The organism is Caulobacter segnis (assembly GCF_003243465.1).
Taxonomy (GTDB): Bacteria; Pseudomonadota; Alphaproteobacteria; order Caulobacterales; family Caulobacteraceae; genus Caulobacter; species Caulobacter segnis_A.
The window spans coordinates 56,708-67,331 of record NZ_QFQZ01000018.1; the positions used below are offsets into that span (position 1 = coordinate 56,708).

Sequence of the window (10,624 nt, forward strand, 5' to 3'; positions counted from 1 at the left end):
GATCAGTGGCTGTCGAGGTGCACGACGTCGTTGAGATAGACGCAGGTGAGCACCGCGAACACGAAGGCCTGGAGGAAGGCCACCATGAACTCGAGGGCCGTCAGGGCGACGACCGAGGTCAGGGCCAGGGCCGCACCGGCCCAGCCCAGCACGCCGAGACCGCCCAGGGCGATCACGAAGCCGGCGAAGATCTTCAGCACCACGTGACCGCCCAGCATGTTGCCGAACAGACGAAGGCCGAGGGTGATCGGACGGATCAGGAACGACAGGATCTCGATCGGCACCAGCAGGATGTACAGCACCGGCGGCACGCCCGACGGGGCGAACAGCTTGAAGAACTTCAGGCCGTTCTTGGCGAACCCGACGCCGATCACGGTCAGGATGACCATCAGGCCGAGCGTCAGGGTCACGGCCAGCTGCGAGGTCGAGGTGAAGACCAGGAACATGCCCTGCATGTTCATGAACAGCACGAACGCGAACAGCGTGAACACGAAGGGCAGGAACTTCTTGCCGTCGTGGCCGATGATCGACTCCGCCAGCCCGTCCACCAGGCCGTACAGCATCTCGCCGACCGCCTGCAGGCGGCCCGGCACCACGGCTCGGCGCGCGGCCAGGCTGTAGAAGACGATGATCAGGGTCGCGGCCAGCAGCATCGCGAACACCGAGTTCGTGATCGACAGGTCGATAGCGCCCAGGCCGGGAACGGTCACGGTGGGCAGTTCCACGATCTTCTTGATCTGGAACTGGTGCATCGGATCGGCCATCGGCCCTAGTCTCTCTTCTGCTTGGGGACGGTAGGCCCGTCTCCCGTGTCTCCGCCGGCATTCCCTTGAGGGGACGGCGCCGACGCCTGCGCGCTCAGTTTCATCGCCTTGCGGACGATGGAGAAAATCGCGAGCCCCAGACCGATCAGCAGACCGCCGACCATGCCCCAGGGGCTCGTGTGGACGTAGTGGTCGAGCAGCCAGCCGAAGCCGAGACCCACCAAAACACCCCCGATCAGGTCCGCCAGCAGACGGTAACCGTCCTGCTGGGCCTTTTCGGACGCGGCTTTCACCGGCTTTTCCGCCGCCCTCCGCGCCTCAAATGCGGCGAGCCGAGCGTCGAGGCTCTGCGGAGCCTTGTCGTTCGGTTCGTCGGCCTTGGGCATAGGAAGCGGCAGGTCCGAAAGCGCCGAGGACGCGCCAAAACAAGGCGCTTTTCCGGCCGGCTTGATCGGCGCGGAACCTATAGACCTCGCTGCGGTGCGTCAAGGTGACCGCTACACGAAGCAAGTCGCGGGAATATTTGAAGTTTTTGCGTTCCCCTCCGTCAGGCGGGCAAAACCGACCCCAATCTTGTCCCGGCGCGGGGGCGCGGCGCTCTTTCGGAACGTAAAAGGCTTCCTATCTGAGAAACGCTCTCCAAGACGCCGCTCCCCCTAGGCAAGGAGCGTCGGGCCTCGATGACGCATTGATTTTTCCGTCGATTTAGGCTTTAGAGCCGCCGCCTCCAAACAATACGAAGATTCATGTCGCACCTGAAGAACACCGGATTCGCCGATCGTATTTCCGCCCAGCAGGAAGCCAAGAAGGCGATGCTGGCTAAATTCAAGGCCAAGCCGACCGTCCAGGACCCCGATTTCGACAAGCGCGAAGAGCTTCGCGCCGCCGAACTCGAAGCCGTCCGCGCCGCCCGCGCCGAAGCCAAGGAAAAGGCCCGTCTCGAAGCCCTGGCTCGCCAGGAAGAGCTGATGGCCGCCAAGCGCGCCGAGCGGAAGGAGCGCAAGGCCCTGGAAGCCGCCGAAATGCGCGTCCGCAAGGAAGAAAAGGCCAAGGAGCGCGACGAACTGCGCGCCCTGGGCAAGCCGACCAACAGCAAGCAGTCGCGCGCTCACCAGTGGGCTCACCTGCTGGGTTAAGGATCGAGGGGCCTTTCGGGCCCCTTTTTCTTTGCCTGAGGCGTCGAACGGGACCATGAGCCGCTCATGGTTTCGCTAGACGTCATCGCCAGTCTGTTCGTGGTCGCCGCCCTGGCCGGAGCCCTGGACGCCATCGCCGGCGGCGGCGGTCTCGTGACCCTGCCGGCCCTGCTGCTGGCCGGCCTCTCGCCGGTCCAGGCCCTGGGCACCAACAAGCTGCAGGGCGCGGTCAGCGCCATCTCCTCGACCAGCGCCTTCGCCCGCCGCGGCCTGATCGACTGGAAGACCGCCTGGCCGGTCGCTCTCGGCGCCGCGATCGCGGGCCTGTGCGGCGCCCTCTGCGCCAGTCTGCTGTCACCCCAGGTCCTGCGCGCCATCGTGCCGGTGCTGCTGATCGCCATCGCGCTCTATTTCGGCTTCTCGCGCGCCCTGAAGCGCGAGGACGTGTCGCCGCGCATGGCGCTGATCCCGTTCGCCTGCTTCGTGGCCCCGCTGGTCGGCTTCTACGACGGGATCTTCGGTCCCGGGGCGGGGGCCTTCTACATGGTCGCGATCGTCACCCTGTTGGGCTACGGGGCGCTGAAGGCCACCGCCCACACCAAGCTGGCCAACGCCGCCAGCAACCTGGGCAGCCTGGCCCTGTTCACGCTGAAGGGCGCGGTCGTCTGGCCAGTGGGCCTGGCCATGGCGGCCGGCGCATTCCTGGGGGCCCAGGTCGGGTCAAGGCTGGCCATGCGCTTTGGACCGAAGCTGATCCGGCCTCTCCTGGTCGTGATCTCGTGCGCCATGGCGGTGAAGCTGCTGGCCGATCCGGCCAATCCCATCCGCCAGGCGATCGGGTTCTAGGCCGCCACCAGCTTCTCGGCCGTGCTCAGATCCACGCTGACCAGCTGGCTGACCCCGCGTTCGGCCATGGTGACGCCGAACAGGCGGTCCATCCGGCTCATGGTCACGGGGTTGTGCGTGATGGCGATGAAGCGCGTCTGCGTGCGGCGGCGCATCTCGTCGAGCATGTTGCAGTAGCGGTCGACATTGGCGTCGTCGAGCGGCGCGTCGACTTCGTCCAGCACGCAGATCGGCGCCGGATTGGCCAGGAACACGCCGAAGATCAGGGCGCTGGCGGTCAGGGCCTGCTCGCCGCCGCTCATCAGGCTCATGCTGGCCAGGCGCTTGCCGGGCGGGCAGGCGTAGATCTCGAGGCCCGCTTCGAGGGGGTCGTCGCTCTCGATCAGCTTCAGCTCGGCCTGGCCGCCGCCGAACAGCGCCTGAAAGAGAGTCTGGAAGTTGGCGTTGATGACGTCGAACGCGGCCAAGAGCCGTTCCCGCCCCTCGGCGTTCAGCTCCTCGATGCCGGCGCGAAGCTTTGTCACCGCGCCCGACAGATCGGCGCGCTCTGTCCGCATGATCTCCAGGCGGCCGGCGTATTCCTGGGCCTCTTCCTCGGCGCGGAGGTTCACTGGACCAATCGCGTCGCGCTCGCGCTCCAGGGCGAACAGGTGAGCTTCCACGCCGGCGGCGTCCTTCGGCACGGCCACGGCCTCGCCGGCGACGTGACGGCCGAGTTCTTCGGGCTCCATGCGAGCCTGCTCACGAATGGCCGTGGCGACCTCGGCGAAGCGCTGGCGGGCGCCGTCCAGGTGAGCGACCAGGGCGGCGCGCTTCTCGCGCGCCTCGCCGGCCGCCTGCTCGGTCGCGCGGGCGGCGCGATCGGCGTTCACGCGGTTGGTCTCGGCGGTCTCCAGGGCGTCGCTGGCCTTGGCGCGGCGGGCCTCGGCGGCGGCGAACGCGTCGAGCAGGGCGACCAGCTTCTCTTGCAGGGCGGCTGGCGCCTCGCGCGCGGCCTCGAGGGCGGCGGCGGCCTTGGCGCGGTCCCCTTCCAGCGACTCCGTGCGCCTGGCCGCGGTCTCGGCGCGCTTGGCCCAGTCGGTACGGTCGCGCTCCAGGTTCTCCAGCCGGCGCTGACGGCCCGCGCGTTCCCGGGTCTCGACGTCGAGGGCCGTGCGGGCCGCGCTGGCGGCTTCGCGCGCCTTGGCGGCGTCCTGGCGCGCCTGGGCGAGTTGAGGTTGCAGGTCGCCCGAGGTCTGGGCGGCGGCGTGAGCGTCCCGCGCCTGGGCGAGCGCCGCGTCGGCCTCGACCTTTTCGGTCTCGAACCGGGCGATGGTGTCGTCGAGGGACTGGGCGCGCGCGGCCCTCATCGTCTGCTCGCGCTCGAACTTGGCCACTTGCTCGCGGGCCTGGTTCAGGAGGCGCTCGGCGTCCGGCGGACCGCGGCGCTTGTCGCGCAACAGATCCTCGACCGCCCGCATGCGATCCGCGGCGCTTCTCAAGGCGGCCGCGGTGGCCTCAGCCCGAGGGACCAGGACGTCGATCTCGGCCTCGACCTCGGCCAGGCGGGTGCGTTGTTCAAGTCGGACAGCGGCGGGCTTTGGCGCGTCGGCGCGGGCGACGAAGCCGTCCCAGCGCCAGAGGTCGCCTTCGATCGAGACCAGGCGCATGCCGGGCTTGAGCGCCTTCTGCAGCCGGTCCCCGTCGGCGCGAGCGACCACGGCCACGTGTGAGAGACGAGCGATCAGCTCGGGCGGCGCCTTGACTAGCGGGACGAGTGGTTGGGCGCCCTCAGGCCAGAGCGGGGACGAAACCTGCGCCCCGCCCCAGTAGGACGGGGCCTTGGAATCGAGGGCGGCGTCGAGATCGTCGCCGAGCGCGGCGGCCAGGGCCGCGCCATAGCCCTTGTCGGGGGACACGCTGTCCAGCGCCGGCGCATGGCCGCTCTTGGCGCGGGGGGCAGTCAGTTGGGCGAGACCCCGCGCTTCGGTGCGCAGGCGCCCAAGCTGGTCCTCGACACCGCGCGCGAGTTGGCGGGCCTGGGCCTCCTGCTCGGCGGCCTTGACGCGCTCGGCCTCGGCTTCCTCGAGCGCCGCGCGGGCGGCGGCCAGGGCGGCCTCGGCGTTGGTGAAGCGCTGGCGGGCCTCGGCGGCGGCCGGATCGACCTCGGGACCGATCGCCGCGCGCTCGGCCTTGGCCTGGTCGAGCGCGCGGTTGGTGCGGCTGGCGCGCGCGTCGGCTTCGGACAGGCGTGTGGTCGCGGCGCGGAACTGCGCCTCCTCGGCGGCGACTCGCGCGGCCAGCTGCTCGACCCGGGTCTCGGCGGCGGCGCGGGCGGCTTCGGCGGCCTTGGCGGCGGCCTCCAGTTCGGGACCCCGCTCGGGGGCTGCGGCGACCAGGGCGCGAACCTCGGCGAGCTCGGCGTCGATGCGGGCGAGGGCGGCGGCGGCGTCTTCCTTGGCCTGCTGTTCGCGCGTCCGATCGGCGTCGATGCGGGCCAGATCGCTCTTCAGCCGCTCGAACTCGGCGGAGGCCGCCTCCGCCTCGCGCTCGGCGCGGTCCTTCTGGATGGCCAGCTGACCGAGGATCGCCTGGGCGATCGTCGCCTCTTCCCGCAGCGGCGGCATAGAGGCTTCGGCCTCGGTGATCGCCACCTGGGCGGCGGCGCTGGCGCGGGCGGTTTCCTCGACAAGCCGCGCGGCCTCGGTCGCCTCGCGCTGGGTGCGCTCCAGCGTGTCGCGAGCCTCGGTCCAGCGGGCGTAGAGCACCGCCCCCTGCACCGCACGGATCTCGGCCGACAGGCGCTTGTACTTCTCGGCCTGGCGCGCCTCGCGCTTGAGGCGGTTCAGCGCCGTCTCCAGCTCGCGGGCCACGTCGTCCAGGCGGGCGAGATTGGCCTCGGCGGCGCGCAGGCGCAGCTCGGCCTCGTGCCGACGGGTGTGCAGGCCCGAGACGCCAGCCGCCTCTTCCAGGATGCGGCGGCGGTTCTGCGGCTTGGCGCCGATCAGCTCGCTGATCTGGCCCTGGCGGACCAGGGCCGGCGAGTTGGCGCCGGTCGAGGCGTCGGCGAACAACAGCTGGACGTCGCGGGCCCGCACCTCGCGGCCGTTGATCCTGTAGGTCGAGCCCGAGCCGCGATCGATGCGGCGAACGACCTCCAGCACCGGGTCGTCGTTGAACTGGGCCGGCGCGGTGCGGTCGGCGTTGTCGATGGTCAGGGCGACGTCGGCGTGGTTGCGCGGCGGGCGCGCGCCGCTGCCGGCGAAGATCACGTCGTCCATGCCGCCGGCCCGCATGGCCTTGGCGGAGTTGGCGCCCATCACCCAGCGCAGGGCTTCCAGGAGGTTCGACTTGCCGCAGCCGTTCGGCCCGACGATGCCGGTGAGGCCCGGCTCGATCCGAAACTCGGTCGGTTCGACGAAGGACTTGAAGCCCGAAAGGCGAAGGCGCTGGAACTGCACGAGGCGGTCCCCCTGACCCGTCAGCCCTTCGCCGCCACGCCGAACGCGCGCGACAGGGCGTCGAAGCCGATGTCGCCCTCGATCGGCGAGCCGTTGACGAAGAAGGTTGGCGTGACCTCGATATTGTCCTGATTGATCGCCCGGAAGAACCGGTCATTGACCGCCTTCAGCGCGGCCGGGTCCTTCAGGGCGGCCGAGAACTGCGCCGGCGTCAGGCCGTATTGCTTGCCGATCGCCTCGAGTCCCTCCCACAGCTTCTCGCTGCGATAGATCTCCTCCTGGCGCTGGAAGATGGTCGCCAGGACGTCGAAATACTTGCCAGGAATCCGGCGCGCCAAGATGAAGCCGGCGGCGGCGAACTCGGTCGGCGGCGTCAGGAACTCCCGGAAGACCAGACGGACCTTGCCAGTGTCGATGAAAGCCTTGCGGACCTGCGGCAGCTCCTCGGTCCACCAGTGGGCGCAATGGGGGCAACTGGCCGAGGCGTAGACCACGAACTGGACCGGGGCCTTGGGCGAGCCCAGCGTCATCTCGCCAGGGACCGGCGGCAAGGGCGCCGCCCGCGCGGGCGTCGCCCCCAGCGCGAGGCCGGGGAGCGCGAGGCCGGAGACGATCAGGGCGCGCCGGTCCAGGGTCATTACTTCGCCGCCGCGGCGATGGCTTCGTCCAGTTGGGCCAGGGTGCGCTCGCCGCCGCCCTCGTCGCCCACCTTCTTGCCGTTGACGACGAAGGTCGGCGTGCCCTGGATCTTGGCTTCCTTGCTGTACTTCTCGACGCGGTCGTTGAGGGCCTTGAGCGCCTTCTCGTCGGTGACGCAGGCGTTGAACTGGTCCTCGGTCATGCCGGCCGACTGGGCGACGTTCAGCAGGCCCTCGCGGAACTGACCGGTCTGGAACATCTGCTCCTGGGCGCGATAGACCGAGTCGATGACCTGGAAGTATTTGTCCTTGCCGGCGCAGCGGGCCATCAGGAAGGCGGCCGCCGCGACCTCGTTCGGCGGGGTGATGATCTCGCGATAGACGTAGTTCACCTTGCCGGTGTCGATGTATTTGGCCTTGAAGGCCGGATAGACCTCGGCGTTCCAGCGGGCGCAGTGGGCGCACGAGGCCGAGGCGTATTCGACCACCACGACCTTGGCGTTCGGATTGCCCTGGGTCATGTCGTCGGCGGTGACGGCCTCGCTCTTCGGGCTGCAGCTGGCGAGGCCAGCGGCGAGCGCGGCGACAACGGTGACTCGGCTGATCAACGAACGCATCGAATGGCCCTTTGAAGGTCGATTGAAAACTTAAGCCCGATTCTCGCTCCGACGCGAAAAGGGCCTGATGCTGGCTAGCGGAAGAGCGCGACCGGGCGGCCGTTGTCAATGGTCTCAGCGGCCTGAGGAGAGGACCCCACGTCCCAGCTTCAGCAAGGCCTGCTTGAGGCCGCCGTCGGGCTGTTCGGCCAGGCTGTCGGCGAGTTCCTTCTCCAAGGCCGCGTCCAGCGGCGGCTTGCGGCGCGGGCGCTGGGCGACAGGCGCGACCGCCGCCTTGATGGGGCCCTGGACGATCCGCAGGCGCGTGACCACGCCCTTGCCCAGCAGCATGTCCAGCCGGGCGGTGATCTGCGGCGCCTGGTGCTGGATCAGCGACGCCACGGGGCCGTCGACTCGCAACTCCAGCGCGCCGCCTTCTCCGTTGCGTCCCTTGATGATGCGGACAGGCTCGGTGCGCCGCGCCAGCGTGTCCCCGACGATCTCGCGCCAGCGCGCCTGCAGCGCGGCCGGGCCCTGGCCGAAACGGGTTTCCAGCTCCTTCAGCAGCGGCGCCAGATTCTTGCCGGCGGGCGGGGGCGGACGGCGCTGCGGCCTGGTCCGCTTGGCGCGCAGGATCGCGATCGCTTCTTCCGGGGTGGGCAAGGGGCGGCGGGCCATGATCCGAAGACTAGCATGGAGGCCGGTCTTCGCGGTAGGCGAGGGGTGATGAAAGCCAGCGTCTCTGTTGATCGCGCCGCCCTCCGCTCGAGCCTGCTGGCCTGGTATGACCGTCAGGCGCGGTCGCTGGCCTGGCGCGTCTCGCCCGCCGACCGCCGCGAGGGCGTGCGCCCCGATCCCTACCGCGTGTGGCTGTCGGAGGTGATGCTCCAACAGACCACCGTACCGCACGCCACGCCCTACTTCCTGAGCTTCACCCAGCGGTGGCCGACGGTGTCGGACCTGGCGGCGGTCGAGGACGGCGACCTGATGGCGGCCTGGGCGGGCCTTGGCTACTACGCCCGGGCCCGCAACCTGCTGGCCTGCGCCCGGGCGGTGGCGGGCCAGCACGGCGGCGTCTTTCCGGACACCGAGGAGGGCTTGCGCAACCTGCCGGGCGTTGGGGCCTACACCGCGGCGGCCGTGGCGGCGATCGCCTTCGACCGGCCAGCCAATGTGGTCGACGGCAATGTCGAGCGAGTGATGTCGCGACTGTTCGCGGTCGAGACGCCGCTGCCCGACGCCAAGCCCGACCTGAAGGCGCTGGCGGGCGAGCTGGTCACCGAAGAGCGCGCCGGCGACTGGGCGCAGGCGCTGATGGATCTGGGCGCCACGGTCTGCAAGCCCAAGGGGCCGCTGTGCGACCTTTGCCCCGTCTCGACCTGGTGCGAGGCTTTCCGCGGCGGCGCGCCGGAGACCTACCCGCGCAAGGCCAGAAAGGCCGACCGCCCGCGTCGACACGGCGTCGCCTATGTCCTGACGCGAGGCGATGCGGTGGCCCTGGTCCGCCGGCCGCCGAAGGGTCTGCTGGGCGGGATGCTGGGCCTGCCAACCTCGGATTGGCGGGCGACGCCCTATGACGACGCTGAGGCGCGAGAAGCGGCCCCCTTCGCCGCGGACTGGCGTGATCGGGGCGCGGTGGAGCATGTCTTCACCCACTTTTCGCTGACCCTGCGGGTGTTCGCCGCCAGCCTGGACGAGGGCGCGGAGGCGCCTGCCGCGTTCGTCTGGACGGCGCGCTTGGGCCTTTCCGCCCTGCCGAGCGTCTTCCTGAAGGCCGCTCGCGCCGCCGAGCGGATGCTTTAAGGCCGAAGCGGTCGCCCGAACGGCGACGCGTGACCCTGGCGCCCCGACGTCCTAAGGACGGAGGCCAGTTCACATTCGGAGCCGCCCGCCATGACCAGCATCGCCGTAATCGGACCCGGCGCCGTCGGTGGAACCCTCGCCGCTTGGCTGGCCCAGGCGCCGGCTCACGCCGTCATCGTTTGCGCTCGCACGCCATTCGAAAGCCTGACCGTCCAGACGCCGGACGGCGCCATTAGCGCGCACCCCCGCGTGGCCACCGCCGCGGAGGGGTTGCCGCCCGTCGACTGGGTGCTGGTGGCGACCAAGACCTATGACACCGATGGGACGCTGGCCTGGCTCGACGCCTTGGTCGGCCCGGAGACGCGGGTGGCGATCCTGCGCAACGGGGTCGAGCACCTGGAGCCATTCGCCGGACGGATCGCGGCCGACCGCCTGGTCCCGGCCGTGGTCGATATCCCCGCCGAGCGCTCGGCCCCGGGGCGGGTGCTTCAACGGCGCAATGGCTGGATCAAGGTTCCGGCGAGCCCGGCCGGGGAGGTCTTCGCAGCCCTGTTCGCCCACACGCCGATCGCGGTTGAAGCCGTGGACGACTTCAAGACGGAGGCTTGGAAGAAGCTGGCCCTCAACTGCGCCGGGGCGGTCAACGCCCTGATCCTGAAGCCGGCCGGCGTGGCCCAGGACGAGGGCGTGGCGCAGGTTATGCGAAGCCTGGTGGCCGAGTGCATGGCGGTGGCGCGCGCGGAGGGGGCGAGCCTGCCCGACGACCTGGCCGACCAGGTGATCGCCGGCTACCGCGCCGCCGACCCGGGCTCGGTCAACTCGCTGCACGCCGACCGCGCGGCCGGCCGTTCCCTGGAGCTGGACGCCCGCAACGGCGTCATCGTTCGCAGGGGCGCGGCTCACGGTATTCCGACGCCGGTCAACGCCATGATCGTGGCGCTTCTGCAGGCGGCGACGCGACCCTAGAGCGCGATCGCCGCCCGTCTGGCAAGCCCTTGCGCGGCGTCGCCGGACCAGGAGCGCTTTACGGGCGATCCTTCTTCGGCAGGGCCGCGATCTGGTCCGGGGTCAGCTTGGTGATCGTCTTGGCCCGGATCGGGATGGGCATGCCGAAGCCGTCCGACACCCGCAGGTCCAGGTCCAGCGGACCGCAGACGCTGTCGACGCCCCAGACCACCGAGACCAGATGGACGCCCGGCCAGGTCAGCTGGTTGGTGCCATAGGCCAGGTCGACCTTGTAGACGTCCATGCCCCGGACCTTCATGTACAGGGTGTCCTTGTTCGGCGCGGTCCAGCCGCGCCAGTCGGACAGGTAGAAGCATTGCCGCGCCGGCTTGGCCGGCTTGGCGGCGGCGGTGGGCGGCGCGACCGCGGCGTCCTGGGCGGCCGCCGGGCCGCTCA

Annotated in this window: 11 protein-coding genes; 4 read left to right on the forward strand and 7 right to left on the reverse strand. The window is 70.2% G+C overall.

The window, feature by feature from the left end; genetic code table 11:
- Positions 1-2: 2 nt before the first annotated feature.
- Positions 3-764, reverse strand: a complete 762-nt coding sequence (locus DI526_RS08205; RefSeq protein WP_304276398.1) for a F0F1 ATP synthase subunit A — start codon at positions 762-764, stop codon at positions 3-5.
- 5 nt (positions 765-769) lie between these two features.
- Positions 770-1,150: an AtpZ/AtpI family protein gene (locus DI526_RS08210; protein ID WP_304276400.1), complete on the reverse strand. Its 381-nt coding sequence runs from the start codon at positions 1,148-1,150 to the stop codon at positions 770-772.
- A 360-nt stretch (positions 1,151-1,510) separates the two neighbouring features.
- On the opposite strand from DI526_RS08210, the gene DI526_RS08215 reads away from it, so the two are divergent.
- Positions 1,511-1,900: a DUF6481 family protein gene (locus DI526_RS08215; RefSeq protein WP_304276401.1), complete on the forward strand. Its 390-nt coding sequence runs from the start codon at positions 1,511-1,513 to the stop codon at positions 1,898-1,900.
- A gap of 66 nt (positions 1,901-1,966) precedes the next feature.
- A complete protein-coding gene (locus tag DI526_RS08220) occupies positions 1,967-2,746 on the forward strand; it encodes a TSUP family transporter (protein ID WP_304276403.1) in 780 nt (259 codons plus the stop codon).
- Here DI526_RS08220 and smc read toward each other — a convergent pair.
- The 4 genes from smc to DI526_RS08240 form a co-directional block, all read right to left on the reverse strand.
- Positions 2,743-6,186: a chromosome segregation protein SMC gene (gene smc, locus DI526_RS08225; protein WP_304276405.1), complete on the reverse strand. Its 3,444-nt coding sequence runs from the start codon at positions 6,184-6,186 to the stop codon at positions 2,743-2,745. The genes DI526_RS08220 and smc overlap by 4 nt on opposite strands.
- A 20-nt stretch (positions 6,187-6,206) precedes the next feature.
- Positions 6,207-6,824 (reverse strand): thioredoxin domain-containing protein, encoded by a 618-nt coding sequence (locus DI526_RS08230; RefSeq protein ID WP_304276407.1) that lies wholly within the window; start codon positions 6,822-6,824, stop codon positions 6,207-6,209.
- Positions 6,824-7,441, reverse strand: a complete 618-nt coding sequence (locus DI526_RS08235; RefSeq protein ID WP_304276409.1) for a DsbA family protein — start codon at positions 7,439-7,441, stop codon at positions 6,824-6,826. The genes DI526_RS08230 and DI526_RS08235 overlap by 1 nt, the downstream gene beginning before the upstream one ends.
- A gap of 114 nt (positions 7,442-7,555) precedes the next feature.
- Positions 7,556-8,098, reverse strand: a complete 543-nt coding sequence (locus DI526_RS08240; RefSeq protein ID WP_304276411.1) for a DUF721 domain-containing protein — start codon at positions 8,096-8,098, stop codon at positions 7,556-7,558.
- 48 nt (positions 8,099-8,146) lie between these two features.
- Here DI526_RS08240 and mutY point away from each other — a divergent pair, with 48 nt between their 5' ends.
- Positions 8,147-9,223 (forward strand): A/G-specific adenine glycosylase, encoded by a 1,077-nt coding sequence (gene mutY, locus DI526_RS08245; RefSeq protein ID WP_304276413.1) that lies wholly within the window; start codon positions 8,147-8,149, stop codon positions 9,221-9,223.
- A 90-nt stretch (positions 9,224-9,313) separates the two neighbouring features.
- On the forward strand, positions 9,314-10,189 hold the full coding sequence (locus DI526_RS08250; RefSeq protein ID WP_304276414.1) for a 2-dehydropantoate 2-reductase: 876 nt from the start codon (positions 9,314-9,316) through the stop codon (positions 10,187-10,189).
- A 58-nt stretch (positions 10,190-10,247) separates the two neighbouring features.
- Here the strand turns inward: DI526_RS08250 and DI526_RS08255 are convergent.
- Positions 10,248-10,624: hypothetical protein (locus DI526_RS08255; RefSeq protein WP_304276416.1), on the reverse strand; the 377-nt coding region annotated here is incomplete at its 5' end.